This is a genomic window from Variovorax sp. ISS6 (assembly GCF_056523145.1).
On the sequence record NZ_JAWRZC010000001.1, the window covers coordinates 3,036,455 to 3,057,297 of the forward strand.

General features: G+C 70.4%; 19 protein-coding genes. 7 read left to right on the forward strand and 12 right to left on the reverse strand.

Annotation, left to right across the window (positions count from 1 at the left end; translation table 11 throughout):
• Window positions 1-12: 12 nt before the first annotated feature.
• The 3 genes from nthA to AC1HIL_RS13845 are packed head-to-tail and all read left to right on the forward strand — an operon-like array spanning window position 13 to window position 1,669.
• Window positions 13-645 carry a nitrile hydratase subunit alpha gene (gene nthA, locus AC1HIL_RS13835; protein WP_172705377.1) on the forward strand — a complete coding sequence of 211 codons (633 nt, stop codon included), beginning with the start codon at window positions 13-15 and terminating at the stop codon, window positions 643-645.
• On the forward strand, window positions 642-1,301 hold the full coding sequence (gene nthB, locus AC1HIL_RS13840) for a nitrile hydratase subunit beta (protein ID WP_479672011.1): 660 nt from the start codon (window positions 642-644) through the stop codon (window positions 1,299-1,301). Before nthA ends, nthB begins: the two co-directional genes overlap by 4 nt.
• Window positions 1,298-1,669, forward strand: coding sequence for a nitrile hydratase accessory protein (locus AC1HIL_RS13845; protein WP_479672012.1), 372 nt, complete (start codon window positions 1,298-1,300; stop codon window positions 1,667-1,669). Before nthB ends, AC1HIL_RS13845 begins: the two co-directional genes overlap by 4 nt.
• Window positions 1,670-1,678: 9 nt before the next feature.
• Here AC1HIL_RS13845 and AC1HIL_RS13850 read toward each other — a convergent pair whose 3' ends face one another.
• Window positions 1,679-3,115, reverse strand: a complete 1,437-nt coding sequence (locus tag AC1HIL_RS13850) for an FAD-binding oxidoreductase (RefSeq protein ID WP_413764043.1) — start codon at window positions 3,113-3,115, stop codon at window positions 1,679-1,681.
• Window positions 3,112-3,579, reverse strand: coding sequence for a DUF2069 domain-containing protein (locus tag AC1HIL_RS13855; RefSeq protein WP_409976509.1), 468 nt, complete (start codon window positions 3,577-3,579; stop codon window positions 3,112-3,114). Before AC1HIL_RS13855 ends, AC1HIL_RS13850 begins: the two co-directional genes overlap by 4 nt.
• A 14-nt stretch (window positions 3,580-3,593) precedes the next feature.
• Between AC1HIL_RS13855 and AC1HIL_RS13860 the strand changes: the two genes are divergently transcribed.
• Window positions 3,594-4,805, forward strand: a complete 1,212-nt coding sequence (locus AC1HIL_RS13860; protein WP_261210433.1) for a YihY family inner membrane protein — start codon at window positions 3,594-3,596, stop codon at window positions 4,803-4,805.
• Window positions 4,806-4,814: 9 nt separating this feature from the next.
• Here the strand turns inward: AC1HIL_RS13860 and AC1HIL_RS13865 are convergent, their stop codons facing one another.
• Entirely contained in the window at window positions 4,815-5,159 is a 345-nt protein-coding gene (locus AC1HIL_RS13865; RefSeq protein WP_057592409.1) for an Mpo1-like protein, read from the reverse strand.
• A 101-nt stretch (window positions 5,160-5,260) separates the two neighbouring features.
• Between AC1HIL_RS13865 and AC1HIL_RS13870 the strand changes: the two genes are divergently transcribed.
• Both AC1HIL_RS13870 and AC1HIL_RS13875 read left to right on the forward strand, forming a co-directional pair.
• Entirely contained in the window at window positions 5,261-5,656 is a 396-nt protein-coding gene (locus AC1HIL_RS13870) for a thioredoxin family protein (RefSeq protein WP_057592410.1), read from the forward strand.
• A 46-nt stretch (window positions 5,657-5,702) separates the two neighbouring features.
• Window positions 5,703-6,374, forward strand: a complete 672-nt coding sequence (locus AC1HIL_RS13875; RefSeq protein ID WP_261210438.1) for a Rossmann-fold NAD(P)-binding domain-containing protein — start codon at window positions 5,703-5,705, stop codon at window positions 6,372-6,374.
• Between the two features lie 12 nt (window positions 6,375-6,386).
• On the opposite strand, the gene AC1HIL_RS13880 is transcribed toward AC1HIL_RS13875, so the two are convergent.
• The 3 genes from AC1HIL_RS13880 to AC1HIL_RS13890 form a co-directional block, all read right to left on the reverse strand.
• Complete coding sequence (locus AC1HIL_RS13880; protein ID WP_057592412.1) at window positions 6,387-7,196, reverse strand: alpha/beta fold hydrolase; 810 nt, start codon at window positions 7,194-7,196, stop codon at window positions 6,387-6,389.
• A gap of 49 nt (window positions 7,197-7,245) precedes the next feature.
• Entirely contained in the window at window positions 7,246-9,528 is a 2,283-nt protein-coding gene (locus AC1HIL_RS13885; protein ID WP_479672013.1) for a hypothetical protein, read from the reverse strand.
• Between the two features lie 61 nt (window positions 9,529-9,589).
• On the reverse strand, window positions 9,590-10,897 hold the full coding sequence (locus tag AC1HIL_RS13890; RefSeq protein WP_261210444.1) for an O-acetylhomoserine aminocarboxypropyltransferase: 1,308 nt from the start codon (window positions 10,895-10,897) through the stop codon (window positions 9,590-9,592).
• Between the two features lie 146 nt (window positions 10,898-11,043).
• Here AC1HIL_RS13890 and AC1HIL_RS13895 point away from each other — a divergent pair, with 146 nt between their 5' ends.
• Window positions 11,044-11,493: a CBS domain-containing protein gene (locus AC1HIL_RS13895; protein ID WP_057592415.1), complete on the forward strand. Its 450-nt coding sequence runs from the start codon at window positions 11,044-11,046 to the stop codon at window positions 11,491-11,493.
• Window positions 11,494-11,517: 24 nt separating this feature from the next.
• Here AC1HIL_RS13895 and AC1HIL_RS13900 read toward each other — a convergent pair whose 3' ends face one another.
• From AC1HIL_RS13900 to AC1HIL_RS13925, 6 genes are all read right to left on the reverse strand, one after another.
• On the reverse strand, window positions 11,518-13,071 hold the full coding sequence (locus AC1HIL_RS13900; RefSeq protein ID WP_479672014.1) for a sugar ABC transporter ATP-binding protein: 1,554 nt from the start codon (window positions 13,069-13,071) through the stop codon (window positions 11,518-11,520).
• Complete coding sequence (locus AC1HIL_RS13905) at window positions 13,068-14,171, reverse strand: SMP-30/gluconolactonase/LRE family protein (protein ID WP_479672015.1); 1,104 nt, start codon at window positions 14,169-14,171, stop codon at window positions 13,068-13,070. Before AC1HIL_RS13905 ends, AC1HIL_RS13900 begins: the two co-directional genes overlap by 4 nt.
• Complete coding sequence (locus AC1HIL_RS13910; RefSeq protein WP_479672016.1) at window positions 14,171-16,303, reverse strand: ABC transporter permease; 2,133 nt, start codon at window positions 16,301-16,303, stop codon at window positions 14,171-14,173. The genes AC1HIL_RS13905 and AC1HIL_RS13910 overlap by 1 nt, the downstream gene beginning before the upstream one ends.
• A gap of 22 nt (window positions 16,304-16,325) precedes the next feature.
• A complete protein-coding gene (locus AC1HIL_RS13915; RefSeq protein ID WP_479672017.1) occupies window positions 16,326-17,351 on the reverse strand; it encodes a sugar ABC transporter substrate-binding protein in 1,026 nt (341 codons plus the stop codon).
• 94 nt (window positions 17,352-17,445) lie between these two features.
• Window positions 17,446-18,423: an ABC transporter permease gene (locus AC1HIL_RS13920; protein WP_203205166.1), complete on the reverse strand. Its 978-nt coding sequence runs from the start codon at window positions 18,421-18,423 to the stop codon at window positions 17,446-17,448.
• Between the two features lie 17 nt (window positions 18,424-18,440).
• On the reverse strand, window positions 18,441-20,720 hold the full coding sequence (locus tag AC1HIL_RS13925) for an AMP-binding protein (RefSeq protein ID WP_479672018.1): 2,280 nt from the start codon (window positions 20,718-20,720) through the stop codon (window positions 18,441-18,443).
• Window positions 20,721-20,843 lie beyond the last annotated feature (123 nt).

A 20,843-nucleotide genomic window follows, 5' to 3' on the forward strand; every position in this document is an offset into this window, starting at 1 on the left:
AGCATGAGGGGCATGAGCGAACACACCCACGACCACGGCGATGACCACAGCGAGCTCGATGAGATGGACCTGCGCGTGCGCGCGCTCGAGAGCGTGCTCACCGAGAAGGGCTACATCGAGCCGGCCGCGCTCGATGCGCTGATCGACACCTACCAGACCCGCATCGGCCCGCGCAACGGCGCGCGCGTGGTGGCAAGGGCCTGGGTCGACCCGGCCTTTCGCGACTGGCTGCTGGCCGACGCCACCGCGGCCATCGCCTCGCTGGGCTACACCGGCCGCCAGGGCGAGCACATGGTGGCGGTGGCCAACAGCGACGATCAGCACCACATGGTGGTCTGTACCCTGTGCAGCTGCTACCCGTGGCCGGTGCTGGGCCTGCCGCCCACCTGGTACAAGAGCGCGCCCTACCGCTCGCGCGCGGTGCGCGACCCGCGCGGCGTGCTCGCGGACTTCGGCACCGTGCTGCCCGAGACCACGCGCATCCGGATCTGGGACTCGACCGCCGAGGTGCGCTACCTCGTGATTCCGCAGCGGCCCGCGGGCACCGAGCACCTGGGCGAGGAGGAGCTCGCGGCGCTGGTGTCGCGCGATTCGATGATCGGCACCCGGCTCGCCGATGCGCCGGGGCAGGGGAGCCAGCCATGAGCTACCGGACCCAGGCCGACCTCGGCGGCCGCACCGGCTTCGGCGCGGTGCAGCCCGAGCCCGAGGGCGAGTTGTTCCATGCCGACTGGGAACCGCGCGCGCTCGCGCTGGTGCTCGCGATGGGCGCCACCGGTTCATGGAACATCGATGCGAGCCGCGCCGTGCGCGAGACCTTGCCGCACTACCTGCAACTGAGCTACTACCGGATCTGGCTCACTGCGCTCGAGCGGCTGATGATCGAGCGCGGCCAGCTGTTCGAGGACGAGATCGCGCAGGGCCGCATGCTGCATGCGCCCGCGCCCGTCAAGCGCGTGCTGCAGGCGGCCGACGTGGCCGCGGTGCTGGCCAGGGGCTCGCCCACCGAGCGGCCGGCTGCGGCGCCCGCGCGCTTCGCGATCGGCCAGGCGGTGCGCATGCGCGCGGGCCGCGTCGACCATCACACGCGGCTGCCGGGCTATGTGCAGGGGCGGCGCGGCACCGTCGAGCGGCTGCATGGCGCGCACGTGTTCGCCGACAGCAACGCGCAGGGCGCGGGCGAGGCGCCGCAGTGGCTCTACACGGTGGTGTTCGAGGAAGCGGAACTCTGGGGCGGCGCGGCGCAGAAGCTCGCGGTGTCGGTCGATGCCTGGGAAAGCTACCTGGAGGCGGCCGAATGACGCAGTACCCCGACGGGATGCTGGCCCCCGGCATGCCACGCGACGCCGACGGCCCCGTCTTCGGCGCGCCCTGGCAGGCCCAGGCCTTCGCGATGACGCTGGCGCTGCACGAGAAGGGCCTGTTCAGCTGGAGCGAATGGGCCGAGACCCTGGCCGCGCAGATCCAGGCCGCGCAGGCCGCGGGCGACCCCGATGCGGGCGACACCTACTACCGGCACTGGCTCGCCGCGCTCGAGACGCTGGTGGCGCGCAAGGGCGCGAGTTCGCACGACGAGCTGGCGCGCTACCGCGAGGCCTGGGACCACGCGGCCGACCGCACGCCGCACGGGCAGGCGATCGAGCTGCGGCCCGGCGACTTCGGGCGCTGAGCCGCCGGCTCAGACCCGGATCACCCGCCCCGGATTCAGGATGTTCTTCGGATCGAGCCCGCGCTTGATCGCGCGCATCATCTCGAGCGCCACCGGCGACTTGTGCTTCTCGAGCGTGTCGACCTTGAGCGAACCCACGCCATGCTCGGCCGAGAACGAGCCGCCGAACTTCTCGACCGCCTCGTAGACCAGCGTGTTGATGCGGTCTTCCTCGTTCTTCAGGAAGGCCTTGGTATCGACGTTCTCGGGCGCCTGCACGTTGTAGTGCAGGTTGCCGTCGCCCAGGTGGCCGAAGTTCACCAGCCGCACGCCGGCGATCTCGCGCGCCAGCAGCGCGTCGGTCTCGGCCACGAAGGCCGGGATGCGCGAGACGGGGATCGAGATGTCGTGCTTGATGTTGAGGCCTTCCTCGGCCTGCGCGAGCGGAATGCTCTCGCGGATGTGCCAGAGCTGGTGCGCCTGCGCGAGGTTCTCGGCCACCACCGCGTCGGTCACGCAGCCGTCCTCGAAGGCGGTTTCGAGCAGGGCCTCGAAGCGCGCGCGCGCATGGTCCTCCGATTCGCTGTCGGAGTTCTCGAGCAGCACGCAGTAGGGCACGTTCTCGTCGCCGATGAAGGGCACGCGCAGTTGCGGCATGTGCTTGTCGACCAGGCTCAGCGCGAACTTGCCCATCACCTCGAAGCCCGTGAGGCCCGGGCCCAGCTGCTTGTGGGCCAGGCCCAGCAGCGTGACCGCGTGGTCGAGCGAGGGCACGGCGGCCCAGGCCGTGAGCTGCGCGGCCGGCAGCGGATAGAGCTTCATCGTGGCGGCCGTGATGATGCCCAGCGTGCCCTCGCTGCCGACGAACAGGTCGCGCAGGTCGTAGCCGGTGTTGTCCTTGCGCAGGCCGCTGGTGCCGTGCCAGATCTCGCCCTGCGGCGTGACGACCTCCAGGCCCAGGCAGAGCTCACGCGTGTTGCCGTAGCGCACGACCTGCGTGCCGCCGGCATTGGTCGCGAGGTTGCCGCCGATGGTGCAGCTGCCCTCGGCCGCGAGGCTCAGCGGGAACAGGTAGCCGGCCTTCTCGGCGGTCTCCTGCAGGGTCTGCAGGATGCAGCCCGACTCCACCGTCATCGTGAGGTTGGCCGCGTCGATGCCGCGGATGGCGTTGAGCCGCTGCAGGCTCAGCACCACCTGGGTGCCGCTGTCGTCGGGAATGGAGCCGACCGCCAGGCCGGTGTTGCCGCCCTGCGGGATCACGGCGGTGCCGGCTTCGGCGCAGGCCTTGACCACCTCGGCCACCTGCTGCGCATCGGCCGGGCGCACCACGGCCAGCGCCTTGCCGCGCGAGCGCTTGCGCCAGTCCTGTTCGTAGGCGGTGAGGTCGCCCTCGTTCAGCAGGTGGTTGGCGCCGACGATGGCGCGCAGCCGCTCGAGCAGGGCGGCGGAAGAAGCGGAAGGGGTCATGGGGTGGAAGCCTCCAGGGGACGGGCGGCGGCCTTGGCGTGGCGCAGCCGCAGGCGGACATGCCAGGCGCAGGCGACGAAGAGCACCAGGCACAGCAGCACCTCGGCCAGCGCGAGCAGCTGGCTGATGCCGTTGGTGTCGCTCCAGGCGCGCACCACGCCCTCGGTGAAATAGAGCCAGACCATCAGGCTGACCCAGCGGTAGGTGTACATGCGGTTCTTCAGCAGGCCGGCCAGCGGGATGGCGAGCGGCAGCACCTTGAGTGCCATCAGCGAGCCGCCGGGGCGCAGCGGCGCCAGCCAGAGTTCCCAGGCCAGGCCCAGCACGATCAGCCCGGCGAGGCTGCCGACCGCGAGCCAGCGGGTGGTCGCGACGGAGGAGGGCGGGGGCGGGGAGAGGCTCACGGGCGGCGAAGGTGAAGAGGGCAAGGGGGAGATCCGGGGGCGCCCTCGCTGCGGGAACATGAAAGGCGGATGGCATGATACCGGCCATGAATCGTCGTCAGCTCTGGAGGGATCTCTCCCGTTTCCCCTGGCGAAACACCGCGGCGGTGCTCGGGGAGCGTTTTCGCGAGGACCGCCTCGGCCTCACGGCCAGCAGCCTGACCTTCACCACCACCATCGCGATGGTGCCGTTCTTCACGGTGGCGCTCGCGCTGTTCACCGTGTTCCCGATGTTCGCCAAGATGCAGGGCCGCCTGCAGCGCTGGCTGATCGAGAGCCTGATCCCCGAGAACATCGCGCGCCAGGTGCTGGGCTACCTCAACCAGTTCGCGAGCAAGGCCAGCGGCCTGGGGATCGCGGGCCTGATCGTGCTGCTGATCACCGCCATCGCGCTGATCCTCACCATCGACAAGACGCTCAACAACATCTGGCGCGTGCGCTCGCCGCGGCCGTTCGCGCAGCGGGTGCTGATCTACTGGGCCACGATCACGCTCGGGCCGCTGATCCTGGCGGTGAGCCTGTCCACCACCTCCTATGTGTTCGCGGCCTCGCGCGACGTGGTGGGCGTGAGCGCGGTCAAGCTGTTCTTCGACGCCTTCGAGTTCGTGCTGCTGGCCGCCGGCATGGCCTCGCTCTACCACTACGTGCCCAACACCAACGTGCGCTGGTCGCATGCCTGGGCCGGCGGCGTGTTCGTGGCGGCGGCGATCGAGATCGCCAAGCGCGTGCTGGGCTACTACCTGAGCCTGGTGCCGACCTATTCGGTGCTCTATGGCGCCTTCGCCACCTTCCCGATCCTGCTGGTGTGGATCTACGTGGCCTGGGTCATCGTGCTGCTGGGCGCGGTGATCGCGGCCTACCTGCCGAGCCTCCTGACCGGCGTGGCCCGGCGCGGCGGCGGCGCCGGCTGGCCGCTGCAACTGGCGATGGAGGTGCTGCAGCAGCTCGCCCGGGCCCGCGCGACGCCCGACAAGGGCGCGGGCGCGGCGCGGCTGGTGGCCTCGATGCGCGTGGACGCGCTGCAACTGGTGCCGGTGCTCGACACCCTGGTGGCGCTCGACTGGATCGCGCCGCTGGCCGAGGACGGGGATGGCGGCGACCCGCGCTACGTGCTGCTGGCCGACCCGTCGACGCCGATCGAGCCGCTGCTCGAGGCGCTCCTGATGCCCAAGGCCGAGCCGCTCGAGGACCTGTGGCAGAAGGGGCCGCTGCGCTCGCTGCGGCTGGGCGACGTGCTGTTGATCTAGCAGCCGGGCTCAGATCTTCACACGGCCCAGCCAGATGTCGCGGTACATCGCCCAGTCGCCCATGAAGCTGTAGAGCGGCCGCCTGAACGAGGCCGGCTTGTTCTTCTCGAAGCCGAAATGCCCGACCCAGGCGAAGCCGTAGCCGACCAGCAGCCCGGCAAGCAGCCACAGCGGATTGAGCGTCAGCACCAGCATCGCGAGGCAGGCCAGCGACAGCGTGGAGCCCGCGAAATGCAGCCGCCGGCAGGTGCGGTTGGCGTGTTCGGTCAGGTAGAAGGGATAGAACTCCGCGAAGCTCGTGAACTGGCGCGGATCGACGCTCGCAGCGGAGGGAGTGGCGGTGGAGGTGTTCATCGTGCGTCTCCTGCGCCCCGGAGGGGCTTTGTCCATAATAGCCACGACCTTCCGGGCGCACCACCCGGGTCTTTCTTCCCCCTTCTGCCCACGTACGAGCCTTGAGCGCCCTGCCTTCCACCCCCGATTCCGCCGCGCCGGCCGGCGGCGCGCCCTGGGTCGTGTGCCTGTGCGCCGAGTGGTGCGGCACCTGCCGCGACTACCGGCCGCTGTTCGAGCAGGTGGCGCGCGCGCATCCCGGGCTGCGCTTCGCCTGGGTCGACATCGAGGACCATGCCGACATCGCCGACGAGTTCGACGTCGAGACCTTCCCGACCCTGCTGGTGGCCGATGCCGCGGGCACGCGCTTCCTCGGCCCGCTGCTGCCGCATGCCGAAACGCTGTCGCGCATGCTGACCGCGCTGCCGGCGCCGCAGCCCTCGAGCCTGCATGCCGAGCTGCTGGTGGCGGTGCTCGAGAAGAAGCCCGCGCTCTTTACAGTGCCGCGGGCGGCCTGATCTACTCGGCTCGTCCACACACGCGGCCCGCGGGGCCGGCCCTCCCATGAAAGTCCTCGTCTTCGGCGCCACCGGCATGGTCGGTTTCGGCGTGCTGCGCGAATGCCTGCTCGCTCCCGACGTGGAGGAGGTCGTGGCCGTCGGCCGCCGGCCCAGCGGCCAGCAGCATCCCAAGCTGCGCGATCTCGTGCTTCCCGACATGTACGACTACACGGCGGCCGAGCCGCGGCTCACGGGCTTCGACGCCTGCTTCTTCTGCCTCGGCGTGTCCTCGGTCGGCATGAAGGAGGACGCGTACCGCCGCGTGACCTACGACCTCACGCTGGCCGCCGCCACCGTGCTCGCGCGGCTCAATCCCGAGATGACCTTCGCCTACGTGACCGGCGCCGGTACCGACAGCAGCGAGCGCGGCCGCAGCATGTGGGCGCGCGTGAAGGGCGCGACCGAGAACGCGCTGCTGAAGCTCCCGTTCCGGGCCGCCTACATGTTCAGGCCCGGCGCGATCCAGCCGCTGCACGGCGCGAACACCAAGACGCCGCTGTACAAGGCGGGCATCGTGCTGCTCACGCCGGTGTTCGGGCTCGCGCGACGGCTGTGGCCGCATCTGGTGACCACCACCGAGAACATGGGGCTCGCGATGCTGGCGGTGGCGCGGCATGGAGCGAGCAAGCGGGTGCTCGACCCGCTCGACATCAACGACCTGGCCGCGCGCGGCTAGCGCGGCTTCGCCTCAGCGCGAGACGAAATCCCGCAGCGCGAACAGCACCGCGTCGGGCGCCTCGCTCATCAGCGCGTGGCCCGCGTGCACCGTCACCGTCCGCCCGTCGCGCGCCTTGGCGGCCAGGGCCTTCACGGCGCGCGGCGGCGTCATCTGGTCGGCGTCGCCGAGCAGGAACAGCACCGGGCACTGCACCTTCTCCATCGCCGCCTCGCCGCCCGCGTAGTCGTTGCAGGCCTTGAAGCCGACGTGGAACACGTTGGCCTCGCGGTTGCTCGCGAGCACGCGGCGCATCAGCGCGCGCGAGCTGCCGTAGAGCCAGGTGCCCGGGCCGAGCGCCGAGGGCGGCGGCGCCAGCAGCGCATGCGAGAAGGTGTTGACCATCGCGATCGCGCGCTCGGGGTCGTTGAGCGAACTCTCGAGCAGCGCCGGCGACACCACCATAGGGTAGGCGGTGCCGACCATCGCCAGGTGCGTCACGCGCTCCGGCGCGCGCGCGGCCGCTTCCAGCGCGATCAGCGAGCCGAAGCTGTGGCCGATCAGCGCCGCTTTTTGCACGCCCGCCGCGTCGAGCAGCGCGAGCACGAACTGCGCGGCCTCCTCGACGCTGGCCGGCGGCGGGCCCTCGCTCTTGCAGTGGCCCGGCAGATCGACCGCGAGCACGTTCCAGCCGTGGTTGGCGAACCAGCGGCTCTGCAGGATCCAGACGCTGTGGTCGTTGAGCACGCCGTGGACGAAGACCACGGTGGGCTTGGCGGCATCGAAGGGCTTGCCGCCGGTGTAGCAATAGGTGGGATGGTGGTTGACGTCGAACGTGCTCATGCGTGTTCCTCGAGGGCTTCCTGTCTTTGTGGTGCGTGCGGGCCGGCGCTCATCGCGCGGCCTCCCAGCGCTGCAGTCGCTGCAGCGCGCGTTCGAACAGCCGCGCGGCCGCCAGTGCGAGCGCCGCGTCGCCGGGCTTGATCTGCCGGCCTTTGCCGGCGTCCTGCTGGAAGCCGTACATCACCCAGGCCGGCCCGGTGTCGGTGGCCGGCACGATCTGGTAGATGAAGTGATAAGGGTCGTAGGCCAGCTCGGGCAGCGTGGGATCGGTGTCGCGCTTGCGGTCCACGCTCAGGCCGACCCAGGCCCCGCCCGAGGCGCCGAGGTACGGGCCGATGCGGCAGATGCCGAGGTCGGCGTCGCGTCCGTCGAGCACGCCCTGCGCGTGCAGCCGGGCGATGGTGGCCTCGATGCGTTCGAGCGGGGCGGCGGCGGCCAGCCGCTGCCAGGCCGCGTCGGCCTCGCTCACGCGCCGCTGCAGTTCGGCCCACACGGGCGGCAACTGCGCGATCGGCGCTTCGGTCCATTCGGCCGGCGGTGCGTGGCCCGTGGGGCTGTGGGCCAGGTAGAGCCGCGCGGTCGGCGCCTTGCCGCGCAGTCGACCGAACAGGCCCGGCGCTTCGTTGAGCACGCCGAACTGCCAGGTGGGCACGGCGAGCGGGGCTTCGTCCTCGCCGTCGTGGACATCGCCGCCGCGCCGGATCTGTGCGTAGATGGGCAGCGTCTCGTCGCCCATCTCGCCGTCCTTGCGCAGCTCGAAGGACCAGCCGTCGTCGGACAGGGCCGCGAAGCGCACCACCGCGTAGCCGTCGTCGAGGAACGGCGCCCGGGCCCAGCCGAGCATGGCGGCCACCTCGGGCGCGGCCGCCTGCGCGAGGGCGGGGCGTTCATGTGGGTCGGGCGTGTCGAGCGCACGCTCGCAGCGCTCGGCCTGGGCCTCGTCGCCCAGCAGGCGCCAGGCCTGTGCCAGGTGCCGGCACAGGCCGTCGCTCAGGCGGTCGCTGGCCAGCAGTTCGCGCGCGATTCGTTCGACCGGCCCGCGCTGGCCCAACCGGGCGGCGGCCTGGGCGCCCAGCGCCATCAGCACCGCGCGGCGCGTCTCGGCCTCGACGTCGGAGATCAGTTCGGACAGCGGCGTGCCCGCGTGCGCGGCGCGCAGGTCCATCAGCTCGAGCACCTGCGCCGGCTGGCCGAGCCGTTCGAAGGCCCAGGCCACCTCGCACGCCGCCTGCTCGACCGGCCAGTCGTCGCCGAAAGCGCGCCGCAGCACGGTCCACGAGTCGACGACGCCGGCCCAGTCCCCGATGCGCGCCTGGCAGCGCAGCCGCCCGTGGTACTGCTCCCAGAACGGCGATACGGCCCAGCCCTTGTCGTGCCAGGGAATGGCCTGCGCGAACTTCTCCTGCCGAAAGCCGCCGGCGATCGCGAGGTTGTTGCACAGCATCGCGTAGATGTGGGGCTCGGCGTCCAGCGGCCCGCCCTCGCCGGTGGCGAAGTAGTGCTCGAAGCGCGCCGCGCCGAGCTCATAGGCCCGTGCCTCCACGGCCTTCACGCGCGCGAGGTCCTGGCTGCCCGTGTATTGGCCTTCCTGCTGCTGCAGCAACTCGACCACCTCCGCCAGTTCGCAGCCGGCGCTGTAATAGTCGCCGCCGCCGAGGTCGGGGTGTTCGGGCCATTGGATGGCCTCGAGGTCGAAGGGCCGGCCCATGCGGTAGTCGAGCAGCGCGCGCCAGACCGGCACGCGCGGATCGGCCGAGCGCGCCATGCAGGCATCGAGGTCGGCCGCGGCGCCTTCGAGGTCGCCGGCGTTGTCGCGTGCCCGTGCGCGGATGCGCAGTGCCGCCGGCAGGCCGCCGGCGCGCGCGTGCATTGCCTCGATGGCGCGCAGGCGCTCGGGCGCCGAGTCTTCACCGGGGTCGCCGAGCGAGGCACGCATGAGCGCAGCCCAGACCCACGGATGGCCATGGTCGTCGCCGAGCGAGCGCAGGCGTTCGACGATGCGCTGCGCCTCCTCTTCGGTGCAGCCACCGGTCTTGAACATCGCGTCGTGATAGAGCCGGCCCGCCACGTCGTGGTCGCCGTCTTCCCAGGCCCAGTCGGCCACCTCGAACCAGGCTTGCGGCAGTGCGATCGAGCCCAGGCGCGTGACCGCCTCGAGCATCAGCGCACGCGATTCGGGGTGGCGTCCGAGCCGGCGCGCGAGGTGGGCCTGCTCGTAGAGCGAGCGGCCGGCTTCCTGCCAATGGTGCGGCATGCGCGGCACGCTGGCGAGCAGTGCGGCGCGCTGGCGCTCGTAGCCGTCCATCGCCTCGGCGGCGTCGTCCACGCTCATCGAAGTACCTTCGTGCTTCGCACTGCGGTGCGAGCTTGCCTGGTGTGGCCCGGCGCGGCGCTCATGCCGCTTTCTCGGCCGCCTTCAGCGCGCGCTTCAGGTCGTCGATCAGGTCGGCCGGATCCTCGAGGCCGATCGACAGCCGGATCGTGCCCTGCGAGATGCCCGCGCCCGCGAGCGCCTCGTCGGTCATGCGGAAGTGGGTGGTGCTGGCCGGGTGGATCACCAGGCTGCGGCAGTCGCCCACGTTGGCGAGGTGGCTGAAGAGCTTGAGCGATTCGATGAAGGCCTTGCCCTGGGCGCGGCTGCCCTTGATGTCGAAGCTGAACACCGCGCCCGCGCCGCGCGCGCCGTGGCGCAGCAGCTTCTGCGCCAGTGCGTGGCTCGGGTGCGATTCGATCAGCGGATGGCCCACGCGCGAGACGAAGGGATGGGTGGCGAGGAACTCGACGATCTTCTGCGTGTTGTCGATATGGCGCTCCATGCGCAGCGGCAGGGTCTCGATGCCCTGCAGGATCAGCCAGGCGGTGTGCGGGCTCATCGCGGCGCCGAAGTCGCGCAGGCCCTCGCGGCGCGCGCGCAGCAGGAAGGCGCCGACCGTGCTCTCCTCGCTGAACACCATGTTGTGGAAGCCGTCGTAGGCCTGGCTCAGCTCGGCGAATTTGCCCGACTTCTCCCAGTCGAAGCTGCCGCCGTCGACCACCACGCCGCCGATCACCGTGCCGTGGCCCGAGAGGAACTTGGTGGCCGAGTGGTAGACCAGGTCGGCGCCGAAGTCCAGCGGCTTGATCAGGTAGGGCGAGGTCAGGGTGGAGTCGACCAGCAGCGGCACGCCGGCCTCGTGTGCGATCTCGGCCACGGCCGGAATGTCGAGCACGTCGAGGCCGGGGTTGCCCACGGTCTCGCCGAAGAACAGTTTGGTCTCGGGCCGCACCGCGGCGCGCCAGCCGTCGAGGTCGCCGGGCTTGACGAAGGTGGTCTCGATGCCGAAGCGGCGCATCGTGTAGTGCAGCAGGTTCTGCGAGCCGCCGTACAGCGCGGTGCTGGCCACGATGTGCGAGCCCGCGCCCATCAGCGTGGCGATGGACAGGTGCAGCGCCGCCTGGCCGCTGGCGGTGGCGATCGCGCCGATGCCGCCCTCGAGCGCCGACACCCGCTGCTCGAGCACCGCGTTGGTGGGGTTGCTGATGCGCGAGTAGACGTGGCCCGAACGCTCGAGGTTGAACAGGGCGGCCGCATGGTCGCTCGACTCGAAGACGAAGGAGGTGGTCAGGTGGATCGGCACCGCGCGCGCGCCGGTCGTGGGGTCGGGCGAGGCGCCGGCGTGCAGCGCGAGGGTGTCGAAACCGGGGTCGGAATAGCCGGGCATGGGGTCCTTTCTGGAGCGGCGCTATGGGCCGGGTCGCGTCCGCTGCGTGACAGCGGCATACCGGGCCGTGGGAGTCGGCGCCGATTGTGGGCTATATTCAAAAAAGGCAGGTTGCCGGGAAAGACAGAGTCCGAGAGGAGCACACGATGAAAGTCAGCGACATCCTTCGCGTCAAGGGCAACACGCTCTTCACCATCACGCCAGACGATCTGCTGGCCGAAGCCGTCAAGACGATGGCGGACAAGGACATCGGCTCGCTGGTCGTCATGGAGCATGGCGACCTCGTGGGCATGCTCACTTTCCGTGAAGTGATCGTGACCATCGTCGCCAACGGCGGCCAGGTCGGCGGCACGCTGGTGCGCAAGGCCATGGACGATGCCCCGGTCACCTGCACCCTCGAGACCGACCTCGACGAGATCCGCCGCATCATGCTCGAGCGCCATGCCCGCTACATGCCGGTGATGGACAAGCGCATGCTGATGGGTGTGATCAGCTTCTACGACGTGGCCAAGGCCGTGGTCGACGCGCAGAACTTCGAGAACAAGATGCTCAAGGCCTACATCCGCGACTGGCCGGCGGAAGACGAGAAGAACTGAAGCGCCCGAACGGGCGATCGGCGGTCAGTGGATCGCCGCGTACATGATCGCCTCCTGCGTCGCCTCGGTGGCCGAGAACTCCGTCACCACCTTGCCCTGCTTGGCCACGAGGATGCGGTCCGACAGGGCCATCACCTCGGGCAGGTAGGAGGAAATCACCACCACCGCCTTGCCGGCGTCGGCCAGCCGGTTGATCTCGGCGTGGATCTCGGCGATGGCGCCCACGTCGACCCCGCGCGTGGGCTCGTCGAAGATCACGATGTCGGGTTCCTGCACCAGCGACTTGGCGATCACCACCTTCTGCTGGTTGCCGCCCGACAGCTCGATCACCTTCACCTCCTTGCCGATGGCGCGCACATTGAGCAGCCGGCTCCAGTGCTCGCCCACCGAACGCGCCTTCGCGCCCGACACCAGCCCGCGCGCGCCGGCCAGCTTGCCCTGCAGCCCCATGTAGATGTTCTGCGCGATCGACATGGTCTCGAAGAAGCCCTCGAACTTGCGGTCCTCGGTGATATAGGCGATGCCGTCGCGCACCGCCTGGCGCGCCACGCGGTAGCGCACCGGCCGGCCGCGCAGCAGGATCTCGCCGCCATGGAAGAAGTCGCGCTTGATCAGCCCGGCCACCACCTTGAAGGTCTCGGTGCGGCCCGCGCCCACCAGGCCGAACACGCCCGTGATCTGGCCCGCGAACACCGACAGCGAGTTGTTCTTGACCATCGCCGCCATGCGCAGGTTGCGCACCGACAGCAGGCACTCGCCCTGCGGCCGCACGTGGGTCTTCTTCTGGCCGTAGAGCGTCTGCGAGAGATCGCGCCCCACCATCGCCTGCACGATGCGCTCGCGGTCGAAGTTGGCCTTGTCGTCGGTCACGACGTGGCGGCCGTCGCGCAGCACCGTGATGCGGTCGGCCAGCAGCAGCGCCTCCTCGAGCGCGTGCGAGATGAAGATCACCGACACGCCGCGCGCCTTGAGGTCGAACACCAGGTCGAAGAAGTACTTCTTCTCCTCGGGCGTGAGGCTGGCCGTGGGCTCGTCGAAGATGATGATGCGCGCCTTGTGCAGCACCGCGCGCGCGATCTCCACCATCTGCTTCTTGGCCGCGCCGAGCATGCCCACGGTGGCGGTCGGGTCGACGTCGAAATTGAGCGACTGCAGGAACTGCTGCGCCGAGATGTAGACACCGCGCAGCCGGTTGAAGAAGGACTCCTGGCCCAGGAACAGGTTCTGCGCCACCGTCATCGTCGGGACCAGGCTGGTTTCCTGGAACACCATCGCGATGCCCTCGTGGCGCGCCTCCAGCGGCGTGCGCAGCTGCACCGGCCGGCCTTCCACCAGCATCTGGCCCGCGCTCAGCGGCACCACGCCGGCCATCACCTTGGTCAGCGTCGACTTGCCGGCGCCGTTCTCGCCGAGCAGCGCGTGGATCTCGCCGCGGCGCAGCGTGAAGTCGACCGCCTCGATGGCGGGTACGCCCGCGTATTTCTTGGTGGCCTGGCGCAGCTCGAGCATGGTCTCGACCGCGGCGGGCGCGCCCGGCTCGGCGGCCACGGCATCGGCGGTGGTATCGCGGGCATTCATCGCGCGGCTCCCTGTTCCTCGGCGGTCATGCGCACCCGCAGCAGCCGGCCGCCGCCTTTCGAGGCCGCGAACAGCGCGCCCGCGTGCTCGGCCACCGCGGTGATGCCGTGGTGGCGGCCATCGACCTGGCTGTGCAGCGAAGACACGACCTGGCCCTGCGCATTCACGCGCACCACCAGCCCGTAGGAGCGCGGCGGCGCCCAGGGCTTGAGCACGCCCATCTGCTTGACGCCCGCGCCCTGCAGCGGCTCGAGGAAGCTGTGGCCCGACGAGAGCGCCGGCGCGATCCAGTAGCGCGGATCGATCTCGGCCACCATGCGGCGGCGGTAGGCCTCCTCGCGCAGCACGAATTCGACCAGCTGGGTGCGGCAGACGAAGCAGCTGAGCCAGAAGCCACCGCCGGCCGCCGGCGCCATGCGCGAGGGATAGCCGGGCAGGTCGGCCACGCGCGGCGCGGTGCCGTTCGGCCCGAGCGCGAGCACGCGATGTGCCCAGCTCTCGCCGACCAGCACCGTGCCGCCCGCCTGCGGCAGCACGCCGAAGGCATGGCGCAGCCCGCCTGCGAGCTGCTGCGCGGCACCGCCGCCCGGCGCCCAGGCGCAGACGCGGCCGCTCGTGCCGTGCGCCATCAGGTCGTGGCACCAGCGTTCGGGCGCATGCTCGGCCGAGCCCTCGGTCAGCAGCCAGCGCCGGCCGGCCTCGTCCCAGGCCAGCGCATTGACGCAGCGCAGCGCGCGGCCGCCGGCCTCCGTGAGCGTGTGGGCGGTGGCGCCGTCGGGCGCGAGCAGCAGAACCTGCGTGCCGCCGAGCGCCAGCGCGAGCCGTCCGCCGGGCGCCGCGGCCAGCGCGGTGATCGGGCGCTCGAAGCGCCGCACCTCGACGGGCGCGCCGCCGTCGAGCCGGTACAGCGCGGGCCCGGCCGCGATCCACAGCACGCCCTCGGCCACCGCGAGGTCGTCGATGTCGGCGAGCTCGGCCACCACCTCGGCGTTGTCGAGCGCGCGGTTGGGCTTGAGCACGCCGTCCATCACCGGCACGGTGATGGCGGCGCTGCCGCGCCCGAGCAGGCGGTCGGTGAAACCGCGAAGGGTGTCGAGCATCAGGCTGTCCTCCAGCGCCGTTCGTACTGCACGAAGTCGGGGTCGGCGCCCTCGAGCTTGTAGCGGCCGATGCGGTTGTTCGAGATGCCGCCCAGGTAGAGGTGGCCGCGGTGCTCACGCATCGAGGTGATCATCGGGTGGTTCTCGCCGCCCAGGTCCCACAGCGTCTCGAGGATCTCGCCGGCCTCGCTGAACTTGAGCACGCAGCCGGTGTTGATGTTGGGGAACAGCCATTCGTCCACCGGCACGCGCGTGGCCATGCGGCGGCGAAAGCCCGGCATGCGCATCGCGAGGTCGTAGGCCGGGCAGCGCATGCCCACCAGCGCGAGCCAGTAGTGGCCGTCGGAGGCGAGGTTGATGTTGTCGGGATAGCCGGGCAGGTTGTCGATCACCATCCGCACCTGGCCGGCCTTCGGGCCGTCGAACCAGTAGCGCTTGATGCAGCAGCCCCAGGTCTCGGCGAACAGGATCGACTGGCCGTCGCTCGCGATCGCGATGCCGTTCGGAAAGCGCAGCCCGCGCAGCACGGTGCGCGTCGAGCCGTCGCGCGGATCGAAGCAGACGATGCGCCCGTTGCCGCGCGCTTCCAGCCCGTCGACCGGCCACTCGTGCATCTCGTAGCGCACCGTGGCCTCGCTGAAGAAGATGCGGCCGTCGTCGGCGATGTCGAGGTCGTCGGCCAGCCGCAGCCGGCTGTCGTCGTTGATCGAGGTCCAGCTGCGGTTGGTCTCGTCGGTCACGCGCTCGACCTTGCGCCCGGGCGTGACGCGGTACAGGCCCATGCCGCCCACGCACACGTGCAGGTTGTCCTCGCGGTCGAAGGCCAGGCCCAGCGGCTGGCCGCCGATGTGGGCATAGACCTCCATGCGCTCGTAGTCGGGCGCGAGGAAGCGGATCACGTCGCCATGGCGCGAGCCGGCATAGAGGTTGTCGTCGCGGTCGAGGATCACGTCCTCGGGCGACTCGATCTTGCCCAGGCCGATCAGCGTGACGTCGCGCAGCTTGTTGTTGACCGCGTAGACACTCGGGCCCGCGCCCGCGCCCGCGCCGTCGCCGCTGCAGGCCGGTGCCGGCGGCAGCGCGAAGTAGGTCGGGCTCACGTAGACCTTGCTGATGATGCGCTGGCGGTTCTTGAGCCAGCGCACGTCGATCACGGCCGCCAGCACCAGGATCGCGGCCAGCACCATGCGGATCACGCCGCCGGGCGCCGACATCGAGGTCAGCCCGTTGGTGATCAGCAGCACCAGCAGCGTGCCGACCAGCGCCTTGGCGACAGAGCCGCGCCCGCCGCCCAGGCTGATGCCGCCGAGCACGGCGGCCGTGAGCACCAGCACCTCCATGCCCACGCCGATGTCGGCGCCGGCCGTGGCCAGCCGCGAGGCGAAGAAGCAGCCGGCCGCGCCGCACAGCGTGCCCGAGGCCACGTAGCACAGCGCCACGGTGCGCCGCACCGCGATGCCGCTGTTGTAGGCCGAGCGGCGCGAGCCGCCGATGGCCATGATGTGCCAGCCCGCGCGCAGCCGCGTGAGCAGCACATGGCCCGCGATCGCCACCGCCGCGTAGGCCCAGGCCACGGTCGGCAGGCCCAGCAAGGTGCCGTTGCCCAGGAAGTCCCAGGCCGGCGAGTCGGGCAGCGAGCCCGCGATCGCGGTCGAGTACTGCAGGCTCAGGATCTCGTAGAACGAGCGGAAGATGATCAGCGTGATGAGCGTCGTGAGAAAGGCGCGCAGCCGCAGGTAGCCGATCAGCACGCCGTTGACCGCGCCCAGCAGCGCGCCGACGGCCAGCGTGGCCAGCACCGACGCGCCCATCGGCCACTTCAGCACGTGCATGCACATCAGCGCGCAGAAGTTGGTGAGCGCGAAGATGGAACCCACCGACAGGTCGATGCCGCCCACGATCATCACCAGCGCCAGGCCGAGCACGATGAAGCCGATCTCGCCGGCCTGCCGCAGCGTGTCGGCCAGCACCACCGGCGACCAGAAGTTGCCGATGAGCTGGCCCGAGGCCAGCAGCACCGCCACCAGCAGCAGCACGGGGATCGCGGTCTCGGTCCAGCGCTTGGACAGGATCTCGCCGACCCAGTGGTCGGGCCACCAGCGGTAGCGCAGGCGGGTGAGCGTCTCGTTCATCGGTGCGGCTCCGGCGTCGGCGTCACTTGGCGGCGGTGAGCTTCCAGCAGGTGCCGTCGGCACCCGCGTTCTCCTTCGTGATCGGGATCAGCGTGGTGTAGATGTTCTGCTTGGCCGCGCCGGGCTTCATGCCGCCCTGCACCAGCCACTTGATCATGGCGGCCATGTTGGCGGCCTGCGTCGGCACGTCGTAGCTCACGTCGAGGTCGAAGGCGCCCGACTTGACCTGGTCGCAGGCGCCTTTCTGCTCGCCGCCGCCCGAGGTCGCGAGGTAGACCTTGCCGGTCAGGCCGGCTTCCTTGATGGCGGCCGCGGTGCCGATGTCCATGCCGTCCCAGAAGCCGACGATGCCGCACAGGTCGGGGTTCTGCTTGAGCACCGTCTGCGTCAGGCCCTTGGCCTTGGCCGCGTCCCAGTCGGCGGCCTGGTTCGACACCACCTTGATCTGCGGATTTTTCGCCAGCACGTTCTCCACGCCCTTGAGCGTGTAGGCGCTGGTGGCCGCGGTCGGCGCGCCCTGCACGATGGCGATCTTGTTCGACTTGCCCTTGCAGGCCTGCACCACGGCCTCGGCGTTGCGCTCGCCCACGTCGACCCAGTCGGCGCCCACGAACACGGTCGAGGGCTGCACCGAGCGCATGTTGATCTGCACCACGTAGATGCCGTCTTCCTCGGCCTTCTTGATCAGCTTGGCGTAGGTCTGCACGTCGGGGTTGTGGATCACGATCACCGCGGGCTTCTCGGCCATCAGCGCGGTGAAGGCCTGCGCGCCGGCGTTGGTGTTCCAGTTGGGATCGCGTGCCACCACCTTCATGCCGGCGGGCTCGAGCTCCTTCTTGAGGCCGTTGTACCAGCCCTGCGCGAGGTCGAAGCCCATGGCCACCGGGATGTAGCCCACGGTCTTGCCGGCCAGCGCCTTCTTGTAGCCATCGCGGAAGGGCTCGTCGAGGCCCTTGCCCTGCGCGGCCGCGTGCTGCGATACGGCAACCAGTGCCAGCGCGATGCCCGCGAGCCTGGCGGACGCGGCGAGTGTGCGAACGAAGTGCATTGCATGTCTCCTTTTTTCGGTGGTCTCGGATGACGCCAAAATCGCCTGGCGCCCGGCTTCGGAAAACAGGTGGATCCGCTCGCGGACCCCGGGATCAGATGTCGCCCTGCTGCGCGGTCTCTTCGTTGCGCGGGTTGAGCATGGAGTCGATCAGGATCGCGGCCAGCAGCACCACGCCCTTGACGATGTTCTGCACGGAATAGGAGAGGTCCATGATCGTCATGCCGTTGAGCATGGTGCCGATCAGCAGCGTGCCGATCACGACGTTGAACACGCCGCCGCGGCCGCCCGACAGGCCGATGCCGCCGAGCACCACCACCAGCACCACGTCGTAGATCATGGTGGAGTTGAAGATCCGCGTCGGCATGCTGCTGACCGAGGCCGCCATCACCACGCCCGCGAACAGCCCGATCAGCGCCGCCAGCACGTACTGCAGCAGCACCATCGGCCGCGTCGGCAGGCCGGTGGCGCGCGCGGCGAAGGGGTTGTCGCCGATCGCGTAGACGAAGGCGCCCGCGCGCATGCGGCGCAGGAAGAAGGCCATGGCCGCAGCCGCCACGCCGAACATCACGACCGGCGTCGGCACCCCGGCCAGGGTGCCGCGGCCCAGCCAGGCCGCCGGGTCGAGCGCGGCCGGCCACTGCACCACCTCGAGCTGGAAGAAGTAGGCCTGGCCCAGCCCCGCGAGGAAGAGGCCCGAGGCCAGCGTGGTGAAGAGCGAGGGCACCTCGGCATAGGCGATCAGCCAGCCGTTGACCAGCCCGAAGGCCAGCGCCAGGCCCAGCGCGATCGGGAAGGCCGAGCCGAGCGAATGGCCGTTCTGCACCAGCTGCAAGAGCAGGCCCGAGGGCACGGCCAGCGCGGCGATCATCGAGATGTCGATGCCGCGGCCGATCACCACCACCGCCATGCCCAGCCCCAGGATGCCGAGGAAGGCCACGTTCTGCACCAGCGTGAGCAGGTTGTCGATCTGCGCGAAGCCCGGCAGGAACGCCGCGAAGCCCGCGAACAGCAGCGCGAACAGCGCGGACACGATGCCCTGCTGCGTGGCCTTGAATTTTTTCGTTGTCATGGTGGAGGCGCCTCGTATCAGCTCAGGGCCGCGTGCAGCGACTGGCGCAGCTCGCGCTTCATGACCTTGCCGTTGAGGTTGCGCGGCAGCGCCTCGGTGCCGATGGTCCAGGTCTCGGGCACCGCGTAGTCCGACAGCCGCTCGGCGCAGAAGGCCTGCAAGGCGGCGGCCTGGGTGCGCTCGTCGAGCTCGCTCACGCAGACGAAGGCATGCACGCGCTCGCCGAGCACCGCGCAGGGCACGCCCACCAGCGCGGCCTCGACGATCTGCGGATGCTCCATCAGCGTGTTCTCGACCGTGGCGCAGAAGATCTTGTAGCCGCCGCGGTTGATCACGTCCTTCTTGCGGTCGAGGATGCGCACGTAGCCGTCGGCGTCCATGCTGCCGATGTCGCCCGAGCGCCAGTAGCCGCCGCGGAACTCGCTGGCCGTGGCCTGCGGGTTGCGCCAGTAGCCGGGCACCACCATCGGGCCCGCGATCCAGATCTCGCCGACCTCGCCGCGCGCCACCTCGTTGCCGTTCTCGTCGACCACGCAGATCTCGCCGCAGGGCACGGCCAGGCCCACGCTGTCGCGGTGCTCGGCCGTCATGCCGGGCGGCATGATGGTGGCGGGCGAGCAGGTCTCGGTCGCGCCGTAGGCGTTCATCAGGGTGAGGCCCGGCAGCCGCGCCGCGATGCCCTCGATGGTGGCCGTGGGCATCGAGGCACCGCCGTAGGCACCGATGCGCCAGGCCGAGAGGTCGTGCGCCTGCAGGTCCGGCAGCAGCAGGCACAGGTTGTACATGGCCGGCACCATGATCGTGTGCGTGATGCGCTCGGCCGCCGCCAGCCGCGCGAACTCGGCCGCCTTGAACTGGGTCATCAGCACCGCGCAGCCGCGCGCATGCAGCATGGTGTAGAGCTGCGCCACCAGCCCGGTGACATGGCTCAGCGGTACCGCGACGATGCTGCGGTCCGATTCGCCCAGGCTCATCGCGTGCACGAAGTGCATCACCGAGTGCGCGATGTTCAGGTGCGTGAGCATCGCGCCCTTGGGCTTGCCGGTGGTGCCCGAGGTGTAGAGCAGCACCGCGAGGTCTTCCTCGGCGGCCGCGTGCGCGGTGGCCAGCGGCTCGGCCTGCATCAGTGCCGTGAAGGATTCGAAGCCCGGCTGCGCGGCACCGGTGCAAAAGCGCAGGCGCAGCAGCGGCAGCGCCTCGGGCGAGGGCACCAGCGCCTGCAGCTCCTGCGAGCAGACGATGGCTACCGCCTCGGCGTCGGCCAGCGAGAACTCGAGCTCGGCCGTGCGCGCCCGCGCGCTCACCGGCATCGCCACCGCGCCGAGCCAGGCGCAGGCGTAGACCGCGATCGCGAACTCGGGCCCGTTCGAGAGGTAGAGCGCCACCCGGTCGCCCGGCCGCACGCCGCGCCGTGCGAGGCCGCCCGCGCACTTGGTGGTGGCATGGTGCAGTTCGCGCCAGCTCAGCCGCAGCGTGTCGCAGACCAGCGCCTCGCCATCGGGCGAGAGCCGCACCGCGTCGGCCAGCATCCGGGCCACGTTGACGGGCCGCTCGGCGAAGCAGCGCACCACGCGCTCGTTGAAGTGCACTTCACGTCGCATCTTGGGCATGGAATCTCCCCACTGGGACCACGAGGACGCGGAGCTCTGCGAGGGCCGCAGCTCCGTCGGGGCGCTGAGCACGCCGTGCATGAGCATCTCGATGCAGTGCCGCACGGCATCCTGCAGGCTGCGCGCCGGATGGCTGTCGGGCCGGTACCAGCGGCCGATGCCGCTGAGCGCGCCTACCACCGTGTACGAGGCCATCGCCGCGTCGCCGCGCGCGATCCAGCCCTCGGCCATGCCGGCCTCGATCAGCGCGCGGAACTCGGTGTCGATCTCGCCCTTGAGCGCGCGCAGCTCGCGCCGCCTGGGCTCGGCCAGCGGGTCCTCGCCGACGCGGATCACGCACAGGCCGAAGTCGCTGGTCACGATGCCCGCGTAGTTCTCCATCGCCACGCGCAGCCGTTCGCGCGGCGGCAGCCCGCGCCGCGCCGCCTCGAGGATGCCCGCGCGCAGCGCCTCGAGCCCGCGCTGCACGCACTCGAACAGGATCTGTTCCTTGTTCTCGACGTAGTGGTAGACGGTCGGCTTGGTCACGCGCAGGGCCCGCGCGATGTCGTCGAGCGAGGTGCCCTGGAAGCCCTTGGTCGTGAACAGCCGCGCCGCCGCCAGCAGCACCGCGTCCTTCTTGGCATGGCGATCCTGCTGCCGCTCTCCGCGGCTTTGCCAAGGCGATTCGACCAGCTCGGTAGACATTCGACTCCTGCGGCGATGACCAGGGACCGATGCCGCGCGGAGGCCGCGTGGCGCCAGGAAAACCGGGGGTTACTCGAAAGTACCCTGGTTGACTGGCGCGATTATTCGGAGCGACCGGGAAGG

Coding starts and splice junctions, on each gene's coding strand:
- nthA (WP_172705377.1), top strand. CDS start 13: ATGAGCGAACACACCCACGACCACGGCGATGACCACAGCGAGCTCGAT.
- nthB (WP_479672011.1), top strand. CDS start 642: ATGAGCTACCGGACCCAGGCCGACCTCGGCGGCCGCACCGGCTTCGGC.
- AC1HIL_RS13845 (WP_479672012.1), top strand. CDS start 1,298: ATGACGCAGTACCCCGACGGGATGCTGGCCCCCGGCATGCCACGCGAC.
- AC1HIL_RS13850 (WP_413764043.1), bottom strand. CDS start 3,115: ATGACCCCTTCCGCTTCTTCCGCCGCCCTGCTCGAGCGGCTGCGCGCC.
- AC1HIL_RS13855 (WP_409976509.1), bottom strand. CDS start 3,579: ATGTTCCCGCAGCGAGGGCGCCCCCGGATCTCCCCCTTGCCCTCTTCA.
- AC1HIL_RS13860 (WP_261210433.1), top strand. CDS start 3,594: ATGATACCGGCCATGAATCGTCGTCAGCTCTGGAGGGATCTCTCCCGT.
- AC1HIL_RS13865 (WP_057592409.1), bottom strand. CDS start 5,159: ATGAACACCTCCACCGCCACTCCCTCCGCTGCGAGCGTCGATCCGCGC.
- AC1HIL_RS13875 (WP_261210438.1), top strand. CDS start 5,703: ATGAAAGTCCTCGTCTTCGGCGCCACCGGCATGGTCGGTTTCGGCGTG.
- AC1HIL_RS13880 (WP_057592412.1), bottom strand. CDS start 7,196: ATGAGCACGTTCGACGTCAACCACCATCCCACCTATTGCTACACCGGC.
- AC1HIL_RS13885 (WP_479672013.1), bottom strand. CDS start 9,528: ATGAGCGTGGACGACGCCGCCGAGGCGATGGACGGCTACGAGCGCCAG.
- AC1HIL_RS13890 (WP_261210444.1), bottom strand. CDS start 10,897: ATGCCCGGCTATTCCGACCCCGGTTTCGACACCCTCGCGCTGCACGCC.
- AC1HIL_RS13895 (WP_057592415.1), top strand. CDS start 11,044: ATGAAAGTCAGCGACATCCTTCGCGTCAAGGGCAACACGCTCTTCACC.
- AC1HIL_RS13900 (WP_479672014.1), bottom strand. CDS start 13,071: ATGAATGCCCGCGATACCACCGCCGATGCCGTGGCCGCCGAGCCGGGC.
- AC1HIL_RS13905 (WP_479672015.1), bottom strand. CDS start 14,171: ATGCTCGACACCCTTCGCGGTTTCACCGACCGCCTGCTCGGGCGCGGC.
- AC1HIL_RS13910 (WP_479672016.1), bottom strand. CDS start 16,303: ATGAACGAGACGCTCACCCGCCTGCGCTACCGCTGGTGGCCCGACCAC.
- AC1HIL_RS13915 (WP_479672017.1), bottom strand. CDS start 17,351: ATGCACTTCGTTCGCACACTCGCCGCGTCCGCCAGGCTCGCGGGCATC.
- AC1HIL_RS13920 (WP_203205166.1), bottom strand. CDS start 18,423: ATGACAACGAAAAAATTCAAGGCCACGCAGCAGGGCATCGTGTCCGCG.
- AC1HIL_RS13925 (WP_479672018.1), bottom strand. CDS start 20,720: ATGTCTACCGAGCTGGTCGAATCGCCTTGGCAAAGCCGCGGAGAGCGG.